The sequence below is a fragment of the Citrobacter sp. LJND-P06 genome (assembly GCF_058188415.1).
On record NZ_CP187317.1, the window covers coordinates 2,019,431 to 2,043,099 of the forward strand.

Annotated in this window: 24 protein-coding genes and 3 pseudogenes; 6 read left to right on the forward strand and 21 right to left on the reverse strand. The window is 49.4% G+C overall.

The window, feature by feature from the left end; all coding sequences use genetic code 11:
• Nucleotides 1-16: 16 nt before the first annotated feature.
• The 6 genes from potD to potA form a co-directional block, all read right to left on the reverse strand.
• Complete coding sequence (potD, locus tag ACO7SM_RS09695) at nucleotides 17-1,063, reverse strand: spermidine/putrescine ABC transporter substrate-binding protein PotD (RefSeq protein WP_490470638.1); 1,047 nt, start codon at nucleotides 1,061-1,063, stop codon at nucleotides 17-19.
• 24 nt (nucleotides 1,064-1,087) lie between these two features.
• Nucleotides 1,088-1,867 carry a spermidine/putrescine ABC transporter permease PotC gene (potC, locus tag ACO7SM_RS09700; protein WP_192612477.1) on the reverse strand — a complete coding sequence of 260 codons (780 nt, stop codon included), beginning with the start codon at nucleotides 1,865-1,867 and terminating at the stop codon, nucleotides 1,088-1,090.
• A 236-nt stretch (nucleotides 1,868-2,103) separates the two neighbouring features.
• Entirely contained in the window at nucleotides 2,104-2,508 is a 405-nt protein-coding gene (locus ACO7SM_RS09705) for a hypothetical protein (RefSeq protein WP_490470639.1), read from the reverse strand.
• A gap of 235 nt (nucleotides 2,509-2,743) precedes the next feature.
• Nucleotides 2,744-3,031 carry a hypothetical protein gene (locus ACO7SM_RS09710; protein WP_203360939.1) on the reverse strand — a complete coding sequence of 96 codons (288 nt, stop codon included), beginning with the start codon at nucleotides 3,029-3,031 and terminating at the stop codon, nucleotides 2,744-2,746.
• Nucleotides 3,032-3,534: 503 nt separating this feature from the next.
• Nucleotides 3,535-4,398: a spermidine/putrescine ABC transporter permease PotB gene (gene potB / locus ACO7SM_RS09715; protein ID WP_490470640.1), complete on the reverse strand. Its 864-nt coding sequence runs from the start codon at nucleotides 4,396-4,398 to the stop codon at nucleotides 3,535-3,537.
• Nucleotides 4,382-5,518 (reverse strand): spermidine/putrescine ABC transporter ATP-binding protein PotA, encoded by a 1,137-nt coding sequence (gene potA, locus ACO7SM_RS09720; RefSeq protein ID WP_162380597.1) that lies wholly within the window; start codon nucleotides 5,516-5,518, stop codon nucleotides 4,382-4,384. Before potA ends, potB begins: the two co-directional genes overlap by 17 nt.
• Before the next feature lie 249 nt (nucleotides 5,519-5,767).
• On the opposite strand from potA, the gene pepT reads away from it, so the two are divergent.
• Nucleotides 5,768-6,994: a peptidase T gene (gene pepT / locus ACO7SM_RS09725; protein WP_271445260.1), complete on the forward strand. Its 1,227-nt coding sequence runs from the start codon at nucleotides 5,768-5,770 to the stop codon at nucleotides 6,992-6,994.
• Nucleotides 6,995-7,096: 102 nt separating this feature from the next.
• Here pepT and roxA read toward each other — a convergent pair whose 3' ends face one another.
• From roxA to rluE, 9 genes are all read right to left on the reverse strand, one after another.
• Entirely contained in the window at nucleotides 7,097-8,218 is a 1,122-nt protein-coding gene (gene roxA / locus ACO7SM_RS09730) for a [50S ribosomal protein L16]-arginine 3-hydroxylase (protein ID WP_490470641.1), read from the reverse strand.
• A 91-nt stretch (nucleotides 8,219-8,309) separates the two neighbouring features.
• Nucleotides 8,310-9,773 carry a two-component system sensor histidine kinase PhoQ gene (gene phoQ / locus ACO7SM_RS09735; RefSeq protein ID WP_203360942.1) on the reverse strand — a complete coding sequence of 488 codons (1,464 nt, stop codon included), beginning with the start codon at nucleotides 9,771-9,773 and terminating at the stop codon, nucleotides 8,310-8,312.
• A complete protein-coding gene (gene phoP, locus ACO7SM_RS09740) occupies nucleotides 9,773-10,444 on the reverse strand; it encodes a two-component system response regulator PhoP (protein WP_192612469.1) in 672 nt (223 codons plus the stop codon). The genes phoQ and phoP overlap by 1 nt, the downstream gene beginning before the upstream one ends.
• 171 nt (nucleotides 10,445-10,615) lie before the next feature.
• A complete protein-coding gene (gene purB, locus ACO7SM_RS09745) occupies nucleotides 10,616-11,986 on the reverse strand; it encodes an adenylosuccinate lyase (protein WP_490470642.1) in 1,371 nt (456 codons plus the stop codon).
• Between the two features lie 3 nt (nucleotides 11,987-11,989).
• Nucleotides 11,990-12,631 (reverse strand): high frequency lysogenization protein HflD, encoded by a 642-nt coding sequence (gene hflD, locus ACO7SM_RS09750; protein WP_490470643.1) that lies wholly within the window; start codon nucleotides 12,629-12,631, stop codon nucleotides 11,990-11,992.
• Between the two features lie 35 nt (nucleotides 12,632-12,666).
• Nucleotides 12,667-13,773 carry a tRNA 2-thiouridine(34) synthase MnmA gene (mnmA, locus tag ACO7SM_RS09755; RefSeq protein ID WP_490470644.1) on the reverse strand — a complete coding sequence of 369 codons (1,107 nt, stop codon included), beginning with the start codon at nucleotides 13,771-13,773 and terminating at the stop codon, nucleotides 12,667-12,669.
• A 53-nt stretch (nucleotides 13,774-13,826) separates the two neighbouring features.
• Entirely contained in the window at nucleotides 13,827-14,288 is a 462-nt protein-coding gene (locus ACO7SM_RS09760; RefSeq protein WP_490470645.1) for an NUDIX hydrolase, read from the reverse strand.
• A gap of 10 nt (nucleotides 14,289-14,298) precedes the next feature.
• The gene (locus ACO7SM_RS09765) at nucleotides 14,299-15,222 is read right to left on the reverse strand and encodes a hypothetical protein (RefSeq protein ID WP_490470646.1); all 924 of its coding nucleotides are present in this window, start codon (nucleotides 15,220-15,222) and stop codon (nucleotides 14,299-14,301) included.
• A 38-nt stretch (nucleotides 15,223-15,260) separates the two neighbouring features.
• Entirely contained in the window at nucleotides 15,261-15,926 is a 666-nt protein-coding gene (gene rluE / locus ACO7SM_RS09770; protein ID WP_490470647.1) for a 23S rRNA pseudouridine(2457) synthase RluE, read from the reverse strand.
• 171 nt (nucleotides 15,927-16,097) lie between these two features.
• On the opposite strand from rluE, the gene icd reads away from it, so the two are divergent.
• The 5 genes and pseudogenes from icd to ACO7SM_RS09795 form a co-directional block, all read left to right on the forward strand.
• Nucleotides 16,098-17,348: an NADP-dependent isocitrate dehydrogenase gene (gene icd / locus ACO7SM_RS09775; RefSeq protein WP_490470648.1), complete on the forward strand. Its 1,251-nt coding sequence runs from the start codon at nucleotides 16,098-16,100 to the stop codon at nucleotides 17,346-17,348.
• 248 nt (nucleotides 17,349-17,596) lie between these two features.
• The gene (locus ACO7SM_RS09780) at nucleotides 17,597-17,842 is read left to right on the forward strand and encodes a YmjA family protein (protein WP_490470649.1); all 246 of its coding nucleotides are present in this window, start codon (nucleotides 17,597-17,599) and stop codon (nucleotides 17,840-17,842) included.
• 203 nt (nucleotides 17,843-18,045) lie between these two features.
• Nucleotides 18,046-18,342: a glycine zipper family protein gene (locus ACO7SM_RS09785; RefSeq protein ID WP_490470914.1), complete on the forward strand. Its 297-nt coding sequence runs from the start codon at nucleotides 18,046-18,048 to the stop codon at nucleotides 18,340-18,342.
• Between the two features lie 449 nt (nucleotides 18,343-18,791).
• Entirely contained in the window at nucleotides 18,792-20,249 is a 1,458-nt protein-coding gene (locus ACO7SM_RS09790) for a TrkH family potassium uptake protein (RefSeq protein ID WP_490470915.1), read from the forward strand.
• 35 nt (nucleotides 20,250-20,284) lie between these two features.
• Nucleotides 20,285-20,444 (forward strand): annotated as a pseudogene (locus tag ACO7SM_RS09795) (SymE family type I addiction module toxin); the annotation flags it as partial.
• A 59-nt stretch (nucleotides 20,445-20,503) separates the two neighbouring features.
• Here the strand turns inward: ACO7SM_RS09795 and ACO7SM_RS09800 are convergent.
• The 6 genes and pseudogenes from ACO7SM_RS09800 to ACO7SM_RS09825 form a co-directional block, all read right to left on the reverse strand.
• Nucleotides 20,504-20,977: a type IV secretion protein Rhs gene (locus ACO7SM_RS09800; RefSeq protein ID WP_490470650.1), complete on the reverse strand. Its 474-nt coding sequence runs from the start codon at nucleotides 20,975-20,977 to the stop codon at nucleotides 20,504-20,506.
• An 11-nt stretch (nucleotides 20,978-20,988) separates the two neighbouring features.
• Nucleotides 20,989-21,252 (reverse strand): annotated as a pseudogene (locus ACO7SM_RS09805) (RHS repeat-associated core domain-containing protein); the annotation flags it as partial.
• Between the two features lie 74 nt (nucleotides 21,253-21,326).
• Nucleotides 21,327-21,833 (reverse strand): hypothetical protein, encoded by a 507-nt coding sequence (locus tag ACO7SM_RS09810; protein WP_490470651.1) that lies wholly within the window; start codon nucleotides 21,831-21,833, stop codon nucleotides 21,327-21,329.
• Nucleotides 21,826-22,467, reverse strand: a pseudogene (locus tag ACO7SM_RS09815) (RHS repeat-associated core domain-containing protein); the annotation flags it as partial. The gene ACO7SM_RS09810 and the pseudogene ACO7SM_RS09815, both read right to left, overlap by 8 nt.
• A 291-nt stretch (nucleotides 22,468-22,758) precedes the next feature.
• A complete protein-coding gene (locus ACO7SM_RS09820) occupies nucleotides 22,759-23,214 on the reverse strand; it encodes an SMI1/KNR4 family protein (RefSeq protein ID WP_490470652.1) in 456 nt (151 codons plus the stop codon).
• A gap of 3 nt (nucleotides 23,215-23,217) precedes the next feature.
• Entirely contained in the window at nucleotides 23,218-23,577 is a 360-nt protein-coding gene (locus ACO7SM_RS09825) for an HNH endonuclease (protein ID WP_490470653.1), read from the reverse strand.
• Nucleotides 23,578-23,669 lie beyond the last annotated feature (92 nt).

A 23,669-nucleotide genomic window follows, 5' to 3' on the forward strand; every position in this document is an offset into this window, starting at 1 on the left:
GGGCCTTCCTGCTGAATTAGCGTCCTGCTTTCAGCTTCTGGTAATACTCTTCATAAATGGCGCTGGCCGCACCGACATCATTCTGCCATTCCCCTTTTTTGATGGTTTCTGCATCAGGGTACAGCGATTTGTCGTTAGCGACCTCCGGGCTTAACAGTTTACGTGCCGCCAGGTTGGGCGTCGGGTAGCCGATGGTTTCCGCCACTTGTTTTGCGACATCCGGGCGCAGCAGGAAGTTAATCAGTTTCAGCGCGCCTTCTTTGTTTTTGGCGTTTGCCGGAATCGACAGGCTGTCCATCCAGAAGATCCCGCCTTCTTTCGGCCAGACCACTTCCAGCGGCGTACCGGCCTGACGCGCAACCCAGGCAGAACCGTTCCACACCATTCCCAGATTCACTTCGCCTTCCATATACGGGTTAGCCGGGTTGTCAGAGTTAAACGCCGCCACGTTTGGCATCAGCTTTTTCAGCTCGTTGTAGGCCGCTTCAATCTCTTTTGGATCGGTTGTGTTACCGGAATAACCCAGTTTACGCAGCGCGACCTGGAACACTTCACGCGCATCATCCGTTAGCAACAGACTGCCTTTATACTCCGGCTTCCACAGATCGGCCCAGCCGGCGACGGTTTTCGGGTCGATTGTCTCACTGTTGACGCCAATCGCCGTGGCACCCCAGATGTAAGGGACGGAGTAGTCGTTGTTCGGGTCAAACGGCTTGTTGAGCATCTCAGGGTCGAGATTGTTAAAGTGGGTTAACGCCGACTTGTCGATCTTCTGGATCATGCCCTCTTTGCGCATTTTGTCGACGTAGTAGGTGGAAGGAACCACCAGGTCGTAGGCGCCGTCTTTGTAGGTTTTGAGCTTGGCGTACATGGTTTCATTCGACTCATAGGTCGAATAGATAACCTTAATACCGGTCTCTTTGGTGAACTGCTCAAGCAGTCCTGGCGGGACATACTCCGTCCAGTTGTAGAAATAGAGTGTGTTGTTATCTTTGGCGTGAGCGGCGCTCATGCCCAGTGCCAGAGCACCCGCGGCAAGCAGGTGGCGTGACCATTTTTTCATTTAACGTCCCCTGAATTACGGGCCTTAACGGCCCTTCGTTTTATCACGAGCAATAAGCTGGCTGGCTATAACCATCACCAGCGACAGAACTAACAATATCGTTGCCAGCGCATTCACCTCGGGTGAAACGCCCACTTTCACCATCGAATAGATCTTCAACGGTAAAATTTCATAGCCGGGCCCGGTCACAAATGACGACACCACGACGTCATCCATCGACAAGGTAAAACTCAGTAACCAACCGGCGGCCACGGCAGGCATGGCCAACGGTAAAATGATCTTGCGAAGAATAGTGACTTCGCTGGCGCCCAGATCTTTTGCGGCTTCCAGCATCCGGACATCAAAGCCTTTCAGCCGTGAATAGACGGTCACGACGACAAATGGCAGGCAGAACGTGATGTGGGAGAAAAGCAGCGACCAGAATCCCAGTTGAATGCCAAGCAGCATAAACAGCACCAGCAGGGAGATGGCCATGACGATGTCCGGTGACATCATGACGACAAACAGCATACCGCTGACGAAGGGCTTGCCGCGAAAACGATAGCGATACAGTGCGACGGCAGTGAGTGAGCCAATAAGCGTGGCAAAGGTTGCCGAGACAACGGCCATCGTGAGTGAATGCTGTGCAGCCTGAAGCAGACTGTCATTGTTGAGCAATAAGCTGTACCAGTTAGTGGTAAACCCTTGCCAGTTGATGCCAAAACGCGAGCTGTTAAAGGAGTTCACAATCAGGATGATGATTGGAATATACAGATAAGCATAAATGGTGGTCATAAAACCACCGCGAAGCAGTCTACCGATCATTCGAGACCCACCTCCTTGCATTGCAGAAGGGATAGTTTCAGAGTATTGAAATTATTCAATTTTTCCTTTATCTCCAAAATATCTCCAAAACGCGTTGATTAAATAGCGCGCAAAAAAAACGCGGCCATTACGTGAGGCCGCGCATTTTACAACAATTTTCCCGGCTATCGGGAAAAAATGGCTGATTTAATGACGGGCGTTATACGTTTTGCCCACCCATGCAGCCCGACGGAGGATTACTGTACGATAACCCCCATCACCATCCCGTTACTCTGGTTCATATCAAATTTGGCGGTAAAGCCGGATTTTCGCCAGTGGGTGCGTTCTTCGTTTTGTGATTTCCATCCCTGAGCCTCCATATAATCAACCGCTTCCCCCTGATACTTTCCGGCGATGTGGCGGTCAATTGTACGGGCGATGTCAGCCGCGGCGTCGGGGTCTGCCTGGTGGTGGCGGTTCGCTTGCGCGGCATTCTGTTGCTTAGAATGATGAGGGTTACATGTTCCGTTTGCTTCACTAACTTGTGTACAACCCGAATTTTCCAGCTGTGCCCGATAAGACTCACTGATAGCAAAAGCACTATGAAAATAGAGTCCGCCGAACACCATTATGAGTGCTGCTGTAATATTTTTACTTTTCATTTTTTTAACTCTCAATTTTTTTGAACTGCCAAAATAGAAATAACATCAGGTTTTTCGTTTTCGACAGATCTAATATTTATATCGTTCAGTAAATATTATGCCGGTATTTTTATTACATGCGACTTACACAAATAACACGCTGACTGGCAAGGAGATAAAAGGGTCATTCAGGCAGGTTTTTTCCTGCACGCTCAGTATTTTATTTCCTGGGAGAGGTGAACCTCGTTCAACGGCATTAATACCAGCAGCGGGAACCATTATCGGCCTGACTTGCATCAGGAATGTCTGCGCATGCGGGTAGTGTGATGCCATCGCGGGTAATCATGTTTTTATCCTGATGGTGATGTTTGTGGTGGCGCTGTGGGTTATTACCACAGGTTCCATTGGCATCTTCTACCTGCGTGCAGCCTTGTTGCTCGAGGTTTTTGGCATACGCATCGTGGCCTTGCGGTGGCGCAATAACACACCCGGATAACAAGACCGACAAACTACCGATGGCTAACAACATTGATACTTTATTCATTATTTTACTCTCAGGTTATATGACTCAGAAAACTATCTCCTTCCTGCATTTTTTACGCAGTGGTGGTACTTGCATCCCTATGCAAAGATAGCTTTATGAGTGGTCTGATGAGATTATTCAATTAAAACTGCCGGTTGTTCAACAAATAAATATAGCATTATATGTTTTTTTAAATTCTTGTTTTATCTCGTCATTATGTACATGGCGGTCATTGTGTTATCGACTTGTTTTAAGGGTATTAGTTTTTGGTATGCAGCAGTTAATTTTTACTGTTAATTAATTGAGGGGCGGATTTCATTATTATCTGGGAATCGTCTTATGTCGAAAACGGTATTATCCTGCGTCTGTGTATAATATTGCTGTAAACTTTCAGATGAAACCCGAGGAGTATATAAAATAGTGAACGGAAAGTTAGTGTGGCAATAGAAAGCGAATGAGCAATAAAAAACCGGCGACTTTACGGTGCCGGTTTTTACCATCATCAATGCAATGAACGTGGTGGTTTACTCACCGAGCTCGCTTGCTTTTCTGTTCAGCAGACGCGATGCACGCCAGTAAACCAGCAGCATCAGCCCCATCACAATGGTCAGCGTAATGCTGGTGGCTGCACCAAACGGCCAGTCGCGGATGTTCAGGAATTGTACCTTAATGACGTTACCAATCAGCAAGTTTTTGGCGCCCCCCATCAGGTCTGAGACGTAGAACAGTCCCATCGCTGGCAGCATCACCAGCAGACAGCCCGCGATAATCCCCGGCATGGTTAGCGGAATGATAATGCGGGTAAAGGTCTGTAATTTGCTGGCCCCCAAATCACGCGCCGCTTCTAACAGCGGCTTATCCAGTTTTTCAATGCTGGAGTAGAGCGGCATCACCATAAAGGGCAACAGGATATAGACCAGACCAATAATGACGGCGCCGGGGGTAAACATGATGCGAATCGGCGTATCGATAACACCCAGCCAGAGCAGGAATTCGTTAAGATAGCCTTTGGTACTAAGGAAAATTTTCAGCCCGTAGATGCGGATCAGTGAGTTAGTCCAGAACGGGACTATCAACAAGAACAGCAATAGTGGACGGACTTTTTCCGGCAATTTTGCCAGAAACCAGGCGAACGGATAACCGAGTACCAGACAGGCGAGGGTGGCAATCAACGCCATATTGAGCGAGTGCAGCAGCACCTCAAAATAGAGTGGATCGAGCAGACGCGCGTAGTTTTCCAGCGTAAAGACCATTTTGACGAAATCAGCGTCATCGCGGGTCAAAAAACTGGTACCAATGATCATCAGGTTGGGCAAAAAGACAAACAACACAAGCCAACCGACGATGGTGACAATCACCACATTCTGGAACTTACTCGTGTTCTTCATCAGCCAGTACGACCTCCCAGCTTTCTACCCAATTAATGGCCATTTTTTGGTCGAGCGAGTGATCAAAATCGGGATCGTCTTCATTGAAGAATTCGCTCACCATCACCATTTTGCCGTTTTCCAGTTCGACGACCGATTCCAGCGTCATCCCTTTATAGTTGCGCTCGCGAACGTAACCAATCAGGCCTTCAATGTGGTTGTCGTCATTGATTTCATCAACGCGCAGATCTTCCGGGCGCAGTAAGACATGTAACTTTTGCCCAGGAACAACCGCAAAATTGACATAAATGTTGCATTCGCGGCCTTCCACATTTGCCCGTACGCGTTGCTCGTCAAGACGCTCAATCACGGTGGCGTTGAACATATTGATCTCGCCGATAAAACCAGCCACGAAGAGGTTTTTCGGTTCTTCGTAGATCTCGCGTGGGGTGCCGTCCTGTTCAATAACGCCGTCGCGCATCACCACGATACGGTCAGACATGGTTAACGCTTCTTCTTGATCGTGGGTAACGAACACAAAAGTGATGCCGAGTTTACGCTGCAATGCTTTCAGTTCGTTTTGCATCTGCTTGCGTAACTTGTAATCCAGCGCAGACAGCGATTCATCCAGCAGAAGCAAGCGCGGTTTGTTCACCACGGCACGGGCGATCGCCACGCGTTGTTGTTGTCCGCCGGACAGTTGATGCGGCTTACGCTGGGCAAATTCTTCGAGTTGCACCATACGCAGCGCGTCGGTAACGCGGGGTGTGATTTCGGCGGCGGGGGTTTTCTGCATGCGTAACCCGAAAGCCACGTTTTCAAACACCGTCATGTGAGGGAATAACGCATAACTTTGGAACACCGTATTCACATAACGGTTTTCCGCCGGAACATCGGTAATGTCCTGGTTATCCAGCATGATATGACCGGAATCTACATTTTCCAGACCGGCAATCAGGCGTAGAACGGTTGTTTTACCGCAGCCAGAGGGGCCAAGCAGCGTGAGAAATTCACCATTATTAATGGTCAAATTCAGGTTAGAAATGACCTCTTTGCCATCAAAACTTTTGCGAATTCCCGCCAATTGCACCAGCGGTGAAAGCGAACGCGGTTGTTTATTCAATTTTTTACTCTGTCCCATGTAGACGCAACGGATGGCTGACCGATGCGGGGTTTGTGGTTGACCACCTTGGTGACTCTTAATGAGGGCGGTTATTCTACGGCAAACCACTGAAATCGCCAATCCTTGTTGCGAATTGCGGGGTTAGCTTTATATTCAGGAAGGGATACGGATCGAAATATTCCCGTTTAGGGGATAAAAGTGACCTGACGCAATATTTGTCTTTTCTTGCTTATTGATAATGTTGTCACAAAAAGTGAGGGTGACTGCATGGATAAACTACTTGAGCGTTTTTTGCACTATGTGTCGTTGGATACCCAGTCAAAGCCGGGTGTACGACAAGTTCCCAGCACCGAGGGACAGTGGAAGCTACTACAGTTACTCAAACAACAGCTCGAAGAGATGGGGCTGGTTGACGTTACATTAAGTGACAAAGGGACCGTGATGGCGACGCTGCCAGCCAATGTCCCTGGTGATATTCCTGCCATCGGTTTTATTTCCCATGTGGATACCTCTCCGGATTTCAGTGGTAAAAACGTGAATCCGCAAATTGTGGAGAATTATCGCGGTGGCGATATCGCGTTGGGCATTGGTGATGAAGTGTTATCGCCGGTGATGTTCCCGGTTTTGCATCAATTACTGGGGCAAACGCTGATCACGACTGACGGTAAAACGCTGCTCGGCGCGGATGACAAAGCGGGTGTGGCGGAAATCATGACCGCGCTGGCGGTACTGAAACACAAAGCGATTCCGCACGGCGATATTCGTGTCGCCTTTACGCCAGATGAAGAGGTTGGCAAAGGGGCGAAACACTTCGATGTCGCCGCGTTTAATGCGCAATGGGCTTACACCGTTGATGGTGGCGGCGTTGGTGAACTGGAGTTTGAAAACTTCAATGCCGCCTCCGTCAATATCAAAATTGTGGGTAACAATGTGCATCCGGGCACCGCAAAAGGTGTGATGGTGAATGCGCTGTCGTTGGCTGCGCGAATTCATGCGGAAGTTCCGGCGGATGAAAGCCCCGAAACCACAGACGGTTACGAAGGTTTTTACCATCTTGCCAGCATGAAAGGCACCGTCGATCGGGCCGATATGCACTACATTATTCGCGATTTTGACCGCAAGCAGTTTGAAGCGCGCAAGCGTAAAATTATGGATATCGCCAGGAAGGTCGGTAAGGGGCTGCATCCGGACTGCTACATTGAGCTGGTGATTGAAGACAGCTATTACAACATGCATGAAAAGGTTGTTGAGCATCCACACATTCTGAATATCGCTCAGCAGGCAATGCGTGATTGTGACATTGAGCCGGTAATGAAACCGATTCGCGGCGGTACCGACGGGGCGCAACTGTCGTTCATGGGATTACCGTGTCCGAACCTTTTCACCGGGGGTTACAACTATCATGGCAAGCATGAGTTTGTGACGCTGGAAGGGATGGAAAAAGCGGTGCAGGTCATTGTGCGTATCGCAGAACTGACGGCAAAGCAAAAGTAAGGGATATCGGTAGATGCCGGATGGAGGCTTAGGCCTTATCCGGCACTATAGTCGTTCGTAGGCCGGACAAGCGAAGCGCCATCCGGCGACTACCGTAACAACTTATCCTTCGAAGAACCAGTACCCGCTGTTGACCAGCGCGGCCAGCATCGCAAGGAACGACGGATCGTCCAGCGCGTCCTCAAAGTTTTCGGCGGTCAGCACGATATGGCTGGCGAGCGCTTCCAGTGCAGGACGGTGTGGAGAATCGATCTTCTCGCCGTTTGCATATATTTCGTCACCAATGCGCAGTACACGCAACCCGCCAAGACGAACCAGCACATCGCCTTGCTTCAGAGCATCATAAATCTCATCGGGCTGATAGGGCGGCTCTGGCGGTGCGATGTCCAGTTCGTGGCGAGACTGAGAAATAAACGCACCAAACCACTGTTTGAAATGTTCCGGCTGATTGATTAACCCGAGCATCATTTCACGCAATTTATCCATTTCCTGCGGCAGAATGTCGGCAGGATGATCGCGAGGCGGCATATCAGGATCGCTGTAATACGTACTCCCCAGTTCACGTTGCAGAACATAATCGGCAAAACCGCTGATCAGCTCGCGGGTATTAGGCGCACGGAACCCAACGGAGTAGTTCATGGCATTTTCCAGCGCATAACCCTCGTGCGGGAATCCCGGTGGAATATACAGAATGTCGCCTGGTTCCAGCTCTTCATCAATAATGGCGTCGAAAGGATCAACCTGTAACAGGTCGGGATGTGGACAATGCTGCTTCAGTTGCAGCTTTTCGCCCACCCGCCAGCGACGACGGCCTGTTCCCTGAATAATAAAGACATCGTACTGATCCAGATGGGGGCCGACGCCGCCACCGGGAACGGAAAACGAGATCATCAGGTCGTCGATACGCCAGTCAGGCAACGCACGGAAAGGGCGCATCAGCGCGGCAGTCGGTTCATGCCAGTGGTTCACCGCCTGCACCAGCAGTGACCAGTTGTTCTCACCGAGATGGTCGTAGCTTTCGAAGGGGCCGTGGCTGACCTGCCATTTGCCATCCTGATGACTGACAAGACGGCTGTCGACTTCACTTTCCATTGCCAGTCCTGCCAGTTCGTCAGGAGAGAGCGGATCAATAAAGTTGGTGAACCCGCGCTTTAACACCACCGGACGTTTTTGCCAGTGGCGTTCGAGAAATTCGGGCCAGTTGAGGGTTAATTGGTATTCCATATTGAGTATCCGCAGGCTGGTATCTGACACCGATTATAACGGATGCGTAACCCGATGCGGTGAACTATATACACAAATATTACATGCCGCGTTATTCGTCTTTCTGGCCTGGATGCTGGCGACCAAAAATAACCTCCATGCGCGCGCCACCCAGCAAGCTGTCGTTGGCGATAATTTGCCCGTCATACTGCTCGGTAATTTCACGCGCCACCGCCAGCCCGACGCCTTGCCCGGGTCGCAGGGTATCAACACGCTGGCCACGATCAAAAACCAGCGCGCGCTTGCTGTGCGGGATCCCCGGCCCGTCATCCTCAACCAAAATATGCAGATGATCGTCGGTCTGGCGGGCGGAGATTTCGACAAACTCAAGGCAGTATTTACAGGCATTGTCGAGTACGTTGCCCATCACTTCGACAAAGTCGTTCTGCTCGCCGACAAAGCTGATTTCTGGCGAGATATCGAGACTGATATTGACCCCTTTACGCTGGTAAACCTTATTCAGGGCAGAGGTCAGATTATCCAGCAACGGCGCAACAGGATGCAGTTCGCGGCTCAGCAAAACACCGCTGCCGCGCATGCTGGCGCGGTGCAGGTAATAGCCTATCTGCTGCGAAATACGGCTAATTTGTTCGAGCATCACCGGTTCGGCTTCGTTGACGCTCATCTTTTCGCTGCGCAGGGAACGCAGTGTACTTTGCAGCACCGCCAGCGGGGTTTTCAGGCTGTGCGTGAGGTCGGTCAGGGTGGTGCGATATTTGTCGTAACGTTCGCGCTCGCTTTTTAGCAGTCGGTTGAGGTTACGCACAAGGCTGGTCAGTTCGCGTGTGGTTTCAGGGTTAAGCATGTCACGGTGATGCTCTTCCAGCTCACGCACTTCTCGCGCCAGCGCCTCAATAGGCCGCAGACTCCACCAGGCGGCGACCCACAGCAGGGGGATCACTAACAGCAGGTTGGCGGCCAGCACATAGATAAACCAACTCCACACCATATAAGAGCGTTTCAGCTCGATGGGGATAGTATCAACAACGACGATAGTGAGTTGCGGCATGCGCGCGGTGGCGGGGTAAATATTCACTGCCACAGAGTGGGTCATTTCTGCATCGTCGTCATCTTCCCGCACTTCTTTAAGTTGCTGCTGGACGGAATGATCGTCACTCAGCAATGCGCTGGTGGCGTCGACGTCGGCCTCAATTTCGTGAAAACCATTGGTTTTCAGCCAGTCAGGGTGAACCTGTTTAACCAGCCATGGCACGTCGCGCTGCGCCCATAACAGTTTGCCGTTTTCGTCATAAATCAACGACATCGTTGGGCTTTGCATATCGAGATGCTCAGGGAGTTCTACCTGAAGCTTGTTGTTTTCCCATTTTGCGAGGGTATAGAAAAGGTTGCTTTCACCGCGCAGCAGGCGGAACGTTGTCTTATCGAAGCTAACGCTGTAACCGATCAGCGCCACCATGCCGTAAGCCAGGGAAAGAACCAGCACAACGCCCGCCGTCGCCAGCAAAAAGCGGACCCGCAGCGACAGGGGAAAAAAGTGACGCAGTAATTTATTCATTAGCGCAGTTCGAAAAGATATCCCTGACCACGCACGGTGGTGATCACGTCGTTAGGGTACTGGGCCTGGATTTTTTTGCGCAGACGCCCCATAAGTACATCAATCGTATGGCTTTCACGGAGTTCGGCATCCGGGTAAAGCTGCAACATCAACGAATCTTTGCTGACGACTTTGCCATTATTGCGGATCAGCGTTTCCATAATGGTGTACTCAAACGCCGTCAGCTTAATCACTTCGTCATTGACCGACAGTTCGCGGCGGGAGAGATCGACCTGAAATGGCGGCAGTGAAATGACCTGGGAGGCCAGACCGCTGTTGCGACGCATCAATGCCTGCATACGTGCCATCACTTCTTCAATATGAAAGGGTTTTGTCACGTAGTCGTCAGCCCCGGCACTGAGCACTTCGACTTTGTCCTGCCAGCCTTCACGCGCGGTTAATACGAGGACGGGCAGAGAAACTTCGTTGCTACGCCAGCGGCGGATAAGGGACAGACCATCTTCATCCGGGAGACCTAAATCGACAATCGCAATATCAGGCAGATGTTCGTTAAGGTAATAATCGGCTTCCTTTGCGTCTTCTGCGTCATCCACCTGGTGTCCTAAATCCTGCAACTGAACCTTCAGGTGGTGGCGTAACAATGCATTATCCTCAACAACCAGTACGCGCATTCTCTTTTCTCCCTAAGTCAATGGTAGGAATAGTTTAACGCGATTATGGTGTTGTGGGGATAAACATTGACTAAACCGGAGGGGAGGGACATGCCGGATGGCGGCGCGAACGCTTTATCCGGCCTACTCGATAGCAAGCCCGGCAAGCGTTAGCGCCACCGGGCAATGTCGTTACTTCAGCTCGTCAACCATGGTGATGGCGCGACCAATATAGTTAGCCGGGGTCATGGCTTTCAGGCGAACTTTCTCTTCTTCCGGCAGCGCCAGACCGTCGATAAACTGCTTCATGCCTTCGGCATCGACGCGTTTACCGCGGGTCAGCTCTTTCAGTTTCTCATACGGTTTTTCAATGCCGTAACGACGCATAACGGTCTGGACAGGTTCCGCCAGTACTTCCCAGTTGTTGTCCAGTTCGGCCAGCAGACGATCGCGGTTCACTTCCAGTTTGCTCACGCCTTTCAGGGTGGACTGGTAGGCAATCAGCGCATAGCCAATACCGACACCCAGGTTACGCAGTACGGTAGAGTCCGTCAGGTCACGCTGCCAGCGGGATACCGGCAGTTTGCTCGCCAGATGTTGCAGTACCGCGTTAGACAGGCCCAGGTTGCCTTCGGAGTTTTCAAAGTCAATCGGGTTAACCTTGTGCGGCATGGTTGAGGAACCAATTTCACCGGCGATGGTTTTCTGTTTGAAGTGATTGAGGGCAATGTAACCCCAGACATCACGGTCAAAGTCGATCAGAATGGTGTTAAAGCGGGCAACGCAATCAAACAGTTCGGCGATGTAATCATGCGGCTCGATCTGCGTGGTGTACGGGTTCCACTGGATCCCCAGCGACGTGACAAACTCTTCGCTAAACTGGTGCCAGTCAACTTCCGGGTACGCGGCGATGTGGGCGTTATAGTTGCCGACCGCGCCGTTGATTTTACCGAGAATCTCTACCTGATTTAACTGGCGGAACTGGCGCTCCATACGGTACGCCACGTTAGCCATCTCTTTACCGATGGTCGATGGCGTGGCAGGTTGACCGTGGGTGCGCGACAGCAGCGGAATATCGCGATACTGTACGGCCAGATCTTTAATACCATCAATCAGTTGACGCCAGTACGGAAGGATCACTTCATCACGGGCGGTTTTCAGCATCAATGCGTGAGACAGGTTGTTGATGTCTTCGGAGGTGCAGGCGAAGTGGATGAATTCGGAAACCGCATGCAGTTCCGGGTTTCCGGCCACTTTTTCTTTCAGGAAATACTCTACTGCCTTCACGTCGTGGTTTGTCGTGCGCTCAATGGTTTTGATACGTGAAGCATCTTCTTCATTGAAGTTTGCCACGATAGTATCAAGGAAACCGTTTGCGTCGGCAGCAAAAGCAGGAACTTCCTTGATCGCTGCGTGCGCGGCCAGTTTTTGCAGCCAGCGTACTTCAACTTGTACACGGAATTTCAGCAAACCGTATTCGCTGAAAATCCCGCGCAGCGCGCTGACTTTATCGCCGTAGCGTCCATCGACAGGGGAAACGGCGGTCAGTGAGGATAATTCCATAAATCATAACTCCGGGGTTAAATGAGCAAGAATTTGTTTGGCCTGAGTGGTCAGACGATTGCGATAAAACATTAATTGCAGACGGCCTCCGCCAACCTGATGCCAGAGCACGGCCGCACGGATACCGGCAAGGAGAGAGGCGCGAACTTTTGCCTGAACCTGAGGACTTTGCAGAACAGCAGGAGAACCGGTCACCTGAATGCGCGGCCCCAGTGGGCTAATGACGTCAACATAGATGCCCGCCATGGCGCTCATCAGCGTTTCCGACTGCAAATCAAAATGGTCGAGCTGACGCTGTAAACCGTTGATTCGATCGCCCAGCGTGTCCATCGCCCCTTTTGCTGCCGACAGTTTGCGCTCCAGCACCATCAGGCTCAGGGTGTAGCGGGTGAGCTCTGCGTTTAAGCCCTGACGGCTGCTGGCGTTGAGCACGCCGAGCAAAGTCTCCAGTCCGAGGCGCAGATTGGCCTCGCTGCCACCGAACACGCCCAGCGTTGAGCTGGGGTTCATATCGATGACGCTGTTCAGTGAAACGTGTAGCGCATCGGCATCACAGTGTCCCTGGTGCGCCAGTTCTTGCACCAGGCGTGCCGACTGGCAAATACCGGCCAGCGCGAGGGTGATGTCATAAAAATTCTTTGCCACGATCACTGCTTCCTTGTATCAGTCTAAGAGAATAATTATACCGGCAGGGGCAGGCGCTGCTCGATAATGCCGCCGCCGAGACACACTTCACCCATGTAAAAGACCGCTGACTGACCCGGCGTAACGGCTGCGACCGGCTCATCGAAGACCACTTCAATGCGATCGTCGTCCAGGGCGTTAACCGTGCAAGGGATGTCGGTTTGACGGTAACGGGTTTTCACCGTGCAGCGCAGGGTTCTGCTGAACGGTTCGCGATCAACCCAGTGCAATTGTTGCGCGATAAGCCCAACAGACATCAGACGCGGGTGTTCATGACCCTGGGCAACAACCAGAATGTTGTTCTCAACATCTTTGTCTACGACATACCACGGATCTTCAGAACCTTCTTTGGTTCCGCCAATCCCCAGACCTTTGCGCTGACCAAGGGTGTGGTACATCAACCCCTGATGCTGGCCGATCTCATCGCCGTCAACAGTGACGATTTTGCCGGGTTGTGCCGGAAGGTAACGGCCTAAGAATTCACGGAATTTACGTTCACCGATAAAGCAAATACCGGTGGAATCTTTTTTCTTCGCGGTGATGAGCCCGAGATCCTCGGCAATTTTGCGTACCTGCGGTTTCTCAAGTTCACCCACCGGGAACAGACTTTGCGCGATCTGCTCATGGCCGAGCGTATAGAGGAAATAGCTCTGGTCTTTATTGCCATCAAGGCCACGCAGCAGACGGCTTTTACCGTCTACATCGGCTCGACGCACGTAGTGACCGGTGGCGATGTAATCGGCACCTAAATCTTCAGCGGCAAATTCGAGGAAGGCTTTAAATTTGATTTCTTTATTGCACAGAATATCCGGGTTTGGCGTACGACCGGCTTTGTACTCTTCGAGGAAGAGTTCGAAAACGTTGTCCCAATATTCTGCGGCAAAGTTTACGGTATGCAGTTCAATGCCGAGCTTGTCGCAGACAGCCTGAGCATCCGCAAGGTCGGCGGCTGCTGTGCAATATTCCTCACCGTCGTCCTCTTCCCAGTTCTTCATGAACAGGCCTTCTACCTGATAACCCTGTTGCAGCAACAGCCAGGCAGAAACGGAGGAATCGACACCGCCGGACATGCCGACGATCACTTTTTTTGGGCTTTCAGACATTGGAATACTCACGACATTGAACTTCAAGGCGGCATATTCTATCACGCAGCCATTTACTTGACACCCTCTGTAAACGGCCAGTTAAATTCACCGATCATCGCCAGTGGATAGCGTTGCCCGCTCTGGTAACAGCGCACACTCTCGGCAACCAGCGGAGAACGCAGGTTTGGCGCATTGAGTATCTCTTCTGCGCTCACCCAGCGGCAGCAATCTATATCGCTGTCATGGGGTTCGGTATCGCACATATTGGCAAGCTCAATGCAAAACAGAAAACGTAAGAACGGCGTTTTATCGGGAGCAATCCACTGGTGCATCCGAATAAAGTGCTGAGGTTGCGCACTGATGCCAGTCTCTTCCCACAGTTCACGCGCGACGGCCTCGGCTAATGTCTCATCGGCTTCCAGATGCCCGGCGGGCTGGTTCCACAGCGCTTTGCCGTTGATGGTTTCTTCAACGACTAAAAATTTTCCTTCTGCATGTACAATGCAGGCGACGGTGACGTGCGGTTTAAACATCGGTTACCCCTTATTCTTCTTTAAATCCTTCAGCGACATCCGGCCAGCTAATCTCGCCGCTGGCCTTATCGATACTGATATAGGCCGTTGGCGGAGAGGTTGCGGGATCGGCGCCCCCTCGGCACAACGCCGCCTGATGGTCTTCGCGCACGATAATCTCAATGGCTTTTTTCGCGTTCCAGCTCTCATAAAAAACACATTGATAGTCGTGACGCAAATTGAGCGTGGCAATGCGTGTCGCCTTATCCGTCGATAACGGATTGATATCATCGCGATAACGATCACCGCTGTTGACAGGCTGCAACTGTGATTTCTTTAACCAGCCGCGAACGACATGGCGATCGGCGGTGTAATACGTCACGTCAAGAAAATCATCTTCTGATTGTTCTTGTGCGGAAACAAGGTCGCCGGTGATCAGAAAGAGGGAGGCACTGCGACACTGTTCATTCGGCATCGTATAAAAAGCGGCGCGCCCGCTCCCCTGAACCTGGTAATGGTTATTCGTGGCCGGTGCGTGCCGGACTCGCCCGGGCATGGCGGTATTCGCCCACTGTTGACAAGTTTCAGTGACAGGCAAGGGATTCGCCACGGGAACCAGACCTTCAGCGGTGACCCATCCGGTTGCAAACAAGCCTTTAGCATCACGATAACGGACGTAGCGAAACGTCTGAATGGGGGCATCTTCCGATTGCTTTATTTGCTGGCTTCTCAGGACTTCCACCGTGTCGCCGTTGATCAAATGGGCGGGCAGTCGGCATTGCGCATCTGGCGCAGAATAGAAATGCAGGCGAGCGTTTGTTTTCACCTCGGCGGTTTCATAAACATAGTCCGCCGCGCCTGCGCTGTCGCCCGCGATGGTTTCGCAGTCCTGCTTTGCAACGCAAAATGGCGATACAGCGGAAAACACTAACGCGGCGATAACACGGGTATCCATAATTCTTCTTCCATGATGATGTCGGTTAATGTGCTTCGTCAGACACTGTGTGACGACGGATGTTCCCGCCACTCGCCGTTCGCCAGTCCGTCAAGCGTATAGTCACCCATAGCGTAGCGGATAAGCCTCAGCGTCGGATGCCCGACATGGGCAGTCATTCTGCGAACCTGGCGATTGCGCCCTTCATATAACGTGATTTTAAGCCACGTGGTAGGAATATTTTTGCGTTCGCGAATCGGCGGGTTTCTTGGCCACAGCCATTGCGGCTCAGCCACAATATCCACCCCTGCGGGTAGGGTGGGGCCATCATTGAGCGTGATGCCGTTACGCAGGGCATTCAGCGCTTCAATGCCGGGTTCCCCCTCAACCTGCACATAATAAATTTTGCCGGTGCGTTTGCCTGGCTGCGTGAGTCGTGCCTGCAATGCGCCGTCGTTAGTGAGCACTAAAAGTCCTTCGCTGTCCCTGTCGAGACGGCCAGCGGCATAGACACCCTGCACGGGAATAAAATCTTTTAACGTGCTGCGGCCCGCTTCATCGGTAAATTGCGGCAAAACATCGTAAGGTTTATTGAACAAAACCACGCGTTTTGGCTGGTTTTCTTTGCGCTGTCTGGTGGATTGTCGGGAGCTGAATCGCTCAAGTCGGTGATTTCTAAAAGATGTTTTTTGCATGGTATTTTCAGGCCTAATCAATTGACGCATTATAGCCTAATAACGAGTGTCTTTCATGGCGACAAACAATAGGGTAGTATTGACACGCTCATTACAAAACATTAACAAAAAATTGCTCTAACGCATCCGTGTAGCAGGACGCAATTGCACATGCAGCGTGATGACAGACGAGCAAACCAGAAGCGCTCGAAGGAGAGGTGAATGGAAAGTAAAGTAGTTGTTCCGGCTGAAGGCAAAAAGATCACCCTGCAAAACGGCAAACTGAACGTGCCGCACAATCCGATTATCCCATTCATTGAAGGCGACGGCATCGGTGTTGATGTAACCCCTCCGATGATCAAAGTTGTGAATGCTGCAGTCGAGAAAGCCTATAAAGGCGAGCGTAAAATCTCCTGGATGGAAATCTACACCGGTGAGAAATCCACCCAGGTTTACGGTCAGGACGTCTGGCTGCCGACGGAAACTCTGGATCTGATTCGTGATTACCGCGTCGCCATTAAAGGTCCCCTGACGACCCCAGTCGGTGGCGGTATTCGCTCTCTGAACGTTGCACTGCGTCAGGAACTTGACCTGTACGTTTGTCTGCGCCCGGTGCGTTATTATCAGGGCACCCCAAGCCCGGTTAAACATCCTGAACTGACCGACATGGTCATCTTCCGTGAAAACTCTGAAGACATCTACGCGGGTATCGAATGGAAAGCCGACTCTGCTGATGCTGAGAAAGTGATTAAATTCCTGCGTGAAGAGATGGGCGTGAAGAAAATTCGCTTCCCGGAACATTGCGGTATTGGTATCAAACCGTGCTCCGAGGATGGAACGAAACGTCTGGTGCGTGCGGCGATTGAATACGCAATCACTAACGATCGCGATTCTGTGACCCTGGTGCACAAAGGCAACATCATGAAGTTCACCGAAGGCGCGTTCAAAGACTGGGGTTACCAGTTAGCGCGTGAAGAATTCGGTGGCGAACTGATTGATGGCGGCCCGTGGGTTAAAATCAAGAACCCGAACACCGGCAAAGAGATCGTGGTTAAAGACGTGATCGCCGATGCGTTCCTGCAGCAGATCCTGCTGCGTCCGGCTGAGTACGACGTTATCGCGTGTATGAACCTGAACGGTGACTACATCTCCGATGCGCTGGCAGCTCAGGTGGGCGGTATTGGTATCGCGCCGGGTGCAAACATCGGTGACGAGTGTGCACTGTTTGAAGCCACCCACGGTACAGCACCGAAATATGCGGGTCAGGATAAAGTGAACCCAGGTTCAATTATTCTGTCTGCCGAAATGATGCTGCGCCACATGCAGTGGTTCGAAGCTGCTGATTTAATTGTTAAAGGTATGGAAGGCGCGATCGCCGCGAAGACCGTAACCTATGACTTCGAGCGTCTGATGGACGGCGCTAAACTGCTGAAATGTTCAGAGTTTGGTGACGCGATCATCGAAAACATGTAATCCAGTTTCTGGGTTGTGTGAGAACGGGAGCCGGTTGGCTCCCGTTTTTTGTTATTAGCATTTGAATGTTTATCAATGTGTTGCCAAAACTGATTATGAAAATAAGTAGATAATGGCGTCTAAAACACAGATTATTGCGGGGTTGATATTATTGGATGATGTTGAAGCCTGCCGTGAGTGCAGCCCAACAGAATGACATTATCTAAGTCAGACAACGCAGACATAAACGTTAACCCCGGGATCAATTTATGAACAATGAAATACCGCTCAAGTATTATGACATCGTGGATGAGTACTCGACGGAAAGTGCAAAGCCGGTGAGCGACTCAGAACGGGACGCCCTGGCTCGCTACTTCCAGTTGCTGATCACACGTTTGATGAATAATGAAGAAATCAGTGAGGAGGCGCAGAAAGAGATGGCTACTGAAGCGGGTATCGACGGACAGCGTATTGATGATATAGCCACGTTTTTGAACCAATGGGGTAACGAGTAGCCTCAGAAACACCTACGAAAATGCCAGCGATTGCTAGTGAATATTCTGATAGTGGCGGCACTGTTGTGGTTGTTAACGCTTTTAGCTTGAGGTTTGTCTTTGCGGGAGTAAAATTCAACAGGAAGATTAATTACTCTAAAAAACGAGATGGACACATGAAAAATTTTGCTAAAAGCACATTACTGGTTGTTTGTGCTCTATCAATGGTTCCTGTATTTTCAGCCCAGGCAATGGATAAAACGTCAGGCGGTGCCGTCGCAGGTGCTGCGGTGGGTGCTTTGACCGGTAAAAGCGTTAAGTCTACCGTTAAAGGTGCTGTCGTTGGCGGGGGTGTTGGCGCCATGACTGAACACGGTAAAGAAGGGAAGTCTGCGCGTAAAGGCGGTGCTGTCGGTGCTGCTGTTGGCGCCGGGGCTGCTGCAATGACGGGTCGTAGTATGGTTCAGGGCGCCGCTGTGGGTGCCGGTGCCGGCGCTATGATTGGCAAAGCAACCAACTAATTCACCTTTTAGCCTTTTGCGGTGAATCCCTCTGCTAACAGGGGCAAACCCGCAATGAGCATGGGCTAGTCCTGCAAGACGTCACGCTCCTCCTTAAAGTCCCGGCAACCGCTGGGACTTATATCAAATCCTGCTTATACGCTATCTCACCACTATCCCAGTATCGGCAGGCTTAACCTGTTGACACAAGCATTTCCTTTACCGCATTTATGCGCGGTATTGACGCAAAATCGATCATACTTTGACAATGACATTTGCCGACTGCCGCGCAATCAATGTGGCAGATTAATCAGCTACGCCGTGAAAGGGAACTGGTTGCAAAGTAGGCACAAAGAATGTGTGGGGTTGCCACAGGCAGGTGATTCATCGCGAGAAGAGATATACTAACGCGATAAAAATGACGAATTTTCGCTTTAAGTCCGGGGTGTTGTTTGAAAACCTACTATTCCCTGAATACATCTCAGCTTCGAGTTGTTACTCATATGTGTGGTTTTTTGGTATGGCTTTACAGTTTTTCTATGCTGCCGCCAATGGTCATCGCATTAGTTAACAAAGAAAGAAGCTTTTTTGTTTTTCTGGAAACGTTCATCGCATTTTTCATCCTCGGTGGTGGTGCGTGGATGGCAACAAAACGAACAGGTATTCAACTGCGGACGCGCGATGGATTTCTCATCATCGTGTTATTTTGGCTTTTGTTTTCAACGATCAGCGCGTTTCCCTTATGGCTGGATGACGTACTTCATTTAACTTTTGCAGATGCGTTATTCGAAGGCGTTTCTGGCATTACAACCACCGGTGCAACCGTGATCGGTGATGTTAATGCGTTACCCCGATCCTACCTTTACTATCGCGCGCAACTTAATTTCATTGGTGGGTTAGGGGTTATCGTACTGGCCGTCGCCGTACTGCCGTTGTTGGGGATTGGTGGTTCAAAACTGTATCAATCAGAAATGCCCGGCCCATTTAAAGAAGAGAAACTGACACCGCGGCTTGCTGATACCTCTCGCACGCTTTGGCTAACTTATCTGCTGCTGGGGGTCATATGTAGTCTCGCGTACGTCATTGCAGGAATGCCGGTTTTTGATGCCATTTGTCACGGATTATCGACGGTGTCGTTGGGGGGATTCTCAACGCATACGGAGAGCATCGGGTTCTATAACAGTAACGCCATTGAATTTGTTGCCGGGTTGTTCTCTCTGTTATCAGCGTTCAACTTTACGCTGTGGTACGTGGTCATTCTCAGGCGCACTCTCAAACCTCTGCTTCGCAACGCAGAATTGCATTTCTTTCTGTTAACCGCGCTCATTGTCATTTTGATTACGGCGTGGCAGGTCTGGCATGCCGGAATGTACAACATCCCTGAAAGCCTTGTGCATTCGTTTTTCCTGGCAAGTTCGATGATGACGGATAATGGTCTGGCCCCTTTGGATTATGCTGACTGGCCGACGCATACCATCATCTTTTTGCTGTTAGTGAGCTTTTTTGGTGGCTGTGTAGGGTCGACATGCGGTGGTATTAAGGCGCTTAGATTTCTTATTCTCTTCAAGCAAAGCCGACATGAATTACATCAACTGGCCCATCCAAGGGCGTTGATAAGTATTAAAATTGGCGGAAGTGTGGTCACTGACCGTGTGATGCGCTCGGTCTGGAGTTTCTTTTTTCTCTATATTCTCTTTACCGTTTTTTTCATCTGGCTGCTTAATATGATGGGTTATGATTTATTAACCTCATTTGCTACCGTTGCGGCTTGTATTAACAATATGGGACTGGGGTTCGGTGAAACCGTTTCAACATTTGGCACCCTTAACGAGGGGGCAAAGTACCTGATGTGCATCGCGATGATACTGGGACGCCTCGAAATATATCCAGTGCTCATCCTTTTCTCTCGTTTCTTCTGGCGGGTGTAGATGGGTTGATTTTGGGCGACGGGGCAAAATTCAATTTTGATATTGGGACCGGTTACAGTAAAAATCGCAGAAAGCAGCCTAATCCTGCTTGCGGATTATAACGAAGTACAGGAGGCGCGGAAGTAACTTTATCCGGCTAAACAGGCTGTTAAGGAAATGCGTGGTGGGATGTTTAATGTGCTGAATGAATGTTAAATAATAAAATAGCCGGGAAGAGTGTGGGGAGCTTTCCGACTATTTTTACGACTAGAATATTAAATGGATTGTTTTATAGATAAGCCGAAATCTATATAACCTTCAGAACTAATTACAAGACACCATCTTTTCATTTCATCAAAAAAATAATGATGTTGCGGTATGTTCTCTATTGCCAATACTATAAAAGCTTCAAGCTGCTTCGGCGTTAAATGCACGGCAAAATCCAATGATGAATCATTTATATAAAATATATTAGTGCTGCTATTTATTTCACTGAAAATCGACTTGCTGCCAATAAATTCCCTTATCAAAGGCAGCCATTCAGAATAACTCCCTGACAGTTTTTCACTCTCATGTTTACTTGTCTTTGACCAATTTATTTTAGAACCCTTCCATTCAAAATAGTCAGATAGTTCATCAGCAAGATCCTCCCAATTCTCTACTATTTGAGGAGGAGTGATATACCAACAGGTTGTCCATTTGTAGAACCAAATTTGCCTGTATTTACTCTTTCTGCCACAAATCCACATTCTTCAAGCCATTTTAGTGCTTTATTTCTAGCTTGCTCGTATGAATTTTTCGTGCCTGTGCTACATAGGGTGAGGCCAAGCGGATTAATATACGAAAACGGATTAGGAGCATAACTATAAAGGTTAATACCCCCAAGTAACCCAATCGGATCCTGAACAATAAACCGTCCGACCTGCGGGTCGTAGTAGCGGAACAGATTATAGTGAAGTCCGGTTTCGCTGTCAGCATACTGTCCGGCGTAGCGCAGGGCTGATGGGTGAGGGCGGTGTGCTGCAATGGCCCTGTGACGCCTAATATCAGATGCAAATAAAAAGGCCGGGACAGTTTGTTTTTCACCCGGCTTTTTGTTTAATCCAATCTGGAGTCTGAACGAGGTTCAATCTCTCTTACACCAAGACTGTTTGTTTTTTCTAGAATTAAATCATAGCAATACAAAATATTACCATCTTTCTCTAAATGCACGCCTTCCAGGCAAGTTTTATATATCCCTTTAGGTATATTAGCATTTTGCCAGCCAGTATACTCTTCCCATTCCCAAAAGACTGACATATCAGCAATATATAATTCACCTGTCACTTTGAGATAAAAATATTTGTCACTAAAGATAACGCACCTATTCTCATTGGTGGGATACTCATTCAAAAACAATCTGACAACATAGCCTCCATCATCAATCCCCATGATAGGCAAAGCAATACCTTCATCCAGGACAAAATCCCCTTTATCTGTAGTAGAGAACTCTTGTAGGATATTTTCTCCGTTGCCGATTTCGCCACCAAAAGGCCTCAGGATTCCTGGGTAATCAAAAATGATTATGCCATTATAATCAACATCAACGGATATTGTTTTAATCACATTTGCCTCCTAAATTTTTACTTGTATGTTTATTATTGAACCATTCTAATAATTTTGCATGAGTATCTTTAGGTGTTACGTCTCGGGCAATAACTTCACCTGTTGAAGGGATTCTCAAATCACCTCTTATATGAGAAACAGAGTCTAAATTTCGACTTGTTGCATTAAATAAACTATCTGCTGTTCCTGTCCATGGGCCTTGAATTTTCCCTATATCGATTTTAATAGCTCGGTGCAATTCTTCATGCATTCCCGAATTATAGGGGGAAGGGTAGAATGTGGGTGTGTTTCTCATAGTACCAAGCTCAGTCAATCCGATGCTATTGGCCTTGTTTCGTGGGATGAGGTGATGTCCCATTCCATTTGGGTTCCACGCCCATGGCATTAACCCTAAAGGATCAATCCACCCCAGCGGATTCGGCGCATACTGGTAAAGATTCCACCCGCCGTTTAACCCAATCGGATCCTGAACAATAAACCGTCCGACCTGCGGGTCGTAGTAGCGGAACAGATTATAGTGAAGACCGGTTTCGCTGTCAGCATATTGCCCGGCGTAGCGAAGCTGCTGATGGGAGAGGGCGGTGTGCTGCAACGCGCCGGCAAAGCCTGCCGTCTGATACTGTGCTTCACCAAAATAGTCATTGGCGGGGAGGTTATCCGCATCTTCATAACGAAAATACCCACTGCTGTGCTCCTGTCGGGTTTCGTAGTGTTTTAGCGGGCGGTAGAGTGAATCTTATCTGCGGCTTCGTTTTTACATTTTGGAATCTACTCATGGTTGACTCAGTATAACTTATGGGGGTAATGGATTCGGATTTTCCCATGAGTAGTATTACTGGCAGAGCCAACTTATTGCAGAGAACCTCCAGAGGATATGGTGTTCAAGCAGAGATGAAATTGGCCGATAAAACGGCCTTGGTTTTATTTAGATTATTTCCTCATAAAGATTATCTATAAAATCAGAAAAAGATTGATTGATCAAATAAACATTACTCATATCGGGAATGGCTCCTTCATCAGCTCCAAGTTCATGATCCCAAAAATAAATTTTATTTTCATTGGTTTTCACCTCCATAATAACAAGGTTGCCTCCTGCATCATGAGCGATAGGAATAAAACCCAATGGAATTCTATCTTTATAATTGTTGTAATACTTCAGGAGGTTACTATTTTTCTCATTGCCTAAACTAAGGAAACGATCAACGGAAGAGGCATCATTTCTGTCAGAAAAAAACCTGAACGAGTCAGGGCGAGGTTGTCCTCCATTATATTTCATTAGAAATTTTTTATAGTCACTTGGCAAAATACCGTTTGTTTCTCTCTCAAAATCAGATATATCTTCTAATGTTGCTGGTTTCTTTGAATAAATGATAGTAACCATATATTACCTCTTGCTTGTTGAAATCCCACCTGAATGCCTTACTGCATCATGTATATCAGGAGGAACTAATTGCATATATCCAGAGTCCTGATGGTGATGCCAAGTATATCCTTCAGGGCGAGGATTTTCGGGACCATATCCGGCAGCACGATCAGCCCTGCCAAAACCTACATTCCTTGAGGGGCCTAATTCAATGTGAGTATTTTTAATGGAATAACGTGAAAAATCAGGGAACCCTGCATGATTAAATGGTACACCATGAGGATATGTTCCTCTTATATCTGCCGGTAATTTACCGGCTGGATAGATTTTTCCTGCAACTGCACTATTGCTCGAATTACGCCCATTGATTTTTTTCACCATAGAGCCACAAGTTAGCCCCACGGATCAATCCACCCCAGCGGATTCGGCGCATACTGGTAAAGATTCCACCCTCGTTGGCAGATTGATTATGC

What these genes read in the sequence shown, in the direction of transcription:
- potD (WP_490470638.1), bottom strand. Translation starts at nt 1,063, where the DNA reads ATGAAAAAATGGTCACGCCACCTGCTTGCCGCGGGTGCTCTGGCACTG.
- potC (WP_192612477.1), bottom strand. Translation starts at nt 1,867, where the DNA reads ATGATCGGTAGACTGCTTCGCGGTGGTTTTATGACCACCATTTATGCT.
- ACO7SM_RS09705 (WP_490470639.1), bottom strand. Translation starts at nt 2,508, where the DNA reads ATGAAAAGTAAAAATATTACAGCAGCACTCATAATGGTGTTCGGCGGA.
- ACO7SM_RS09710 (WP_203360939.1), bottom strand. Translation starts at nt 3,031, where the DNA reads ATGAATAAAGTATCAATGTTGTTAGCCATCGGTAGTTTGTCGGTCTTG.
- potB (WP_490470640.1), bottom strand. Translation starts at nt 4,398, where the DNA reads ATGAAGAACACGAGTAAGTTCCAGAATGTGGTGATTGTCACCATCGTC.
- potA (WP_162380597.1), bottom strand. Translation starts at nt 5,518, where the DNA reads ATGGGACAGAGTAAAAAATTGAATAAACAACCGCGTTCGCTTTCACCG.
- pepT (WP_271445260.1), top strand. Translation starts at nt 5,768, where the DNA reads ATGGATAAACTACTTGAGCGTTTTTTGCACTATGTGTCGTTGGATACC.
- roxA (WP_490470641.1), bottom strand. Translation starts at nt 8,218, where the DNA reads ATGGAATACCAATTAACCCTCAACTGGCCCGAATTTCTCGAACGCCAC.
- phoQ (WP_203360942.1), bottom strand. Translation starts at nt 9,773, where the DNA reads ATGAATAAATTACTGCGTCACTTTTTTCCCCTGTCGCTGCGGGTCCGC.
- phoP (WP_192612469.1), bottom strand. Translation starts at nt 10,444, where the DNA reads ATGCGCGTACTGGTTGTTGAGGATAATGCATTGTTACGCCACCACCTG.
- purB (WP_490470642.1), bottom strand. Translation starts at nt 11,986, where the DNA reads ATGGAATTATCCTCACTGACCGCCGTTTCCCCTGTCGATGGACGCTAC.
- mnmA (WP_490470644.1), bottom strand. Translation starts at nt 13,773, where the DNA reads ATGTCTGAAAGCCCAAAAAAAGTGATCGTCGGCATGTCCGGCGGTGTC.
- ACO7SM_RS09760 (WP_490470645.1), bottom strand. Translation starts at nt 14,288, where the DNA reads ATGTTTAAACCGCACGTCACCGTCGCCTGCATTGTACATGCAGAAGGA.
- ACO7SM_RS09765 (WP_490470646.1), bottom strand. Translation starts at nt 15,222, where the DNA reads ATGGATACCCGTGTTATCGCCGCGTTAGTGTTTTCCGCTGTATCGCCA.
- rluE (WP_490470647.1), bottom strand. Translation starts at nt 15,926, where the DNA reads ATGCGTCAATTGATTAGGCCTGAAAATACCATGCAAAAAACATCTTTT.
- icd (WP_490470648.1), top strand. Translation starts at nt 16,098, where the DNA reads ATGGAAAGTAAAGTAGTTGTTCCGGCTGAAGGCAAAAAGATCACCCTG.
- ACO7SM_RS09780 (WP_490470649.1), top strand. Translation starts at nt 17,597, where the DNA reads ATGAACAATGAAATACCGCTCAAGTATTATGACATCGTGGATGAGTAC.
- ACO7SM_RS09785 (WP_490470914.1), top strand. Translation starts at nt 18,046, where the DNA reads ATGGTTCCTGTATTTTCAGCCCAGGCAATGGATAAAACGTCAGGCGGT.
- ACO7SM_RS09800 (WP_490470650.1), bottom strand. Translation starts at nt 20,977, where the DNA reads ATGTGGATTTGTGGCAGAAAGAGTAAATACAGGCAAATTTGGTTCTAC.
- ACO7SM_RS09820 (WP_490470652.1), bottom strand. Translation starts at nt 23,214, where the DNA reads ATGGTTACTATCATTTATTCAAAGAAACCAGCAACATTAGAAGATATA.
- ACO7SM_RS09825 (WP_490470653.1), bottom strand. Translation starts at nt 23,577, where the DNA reads ATGGTGAAAAAAATCAATGGGCGTAATTCGAGCAATAGTGCAGTTGCA.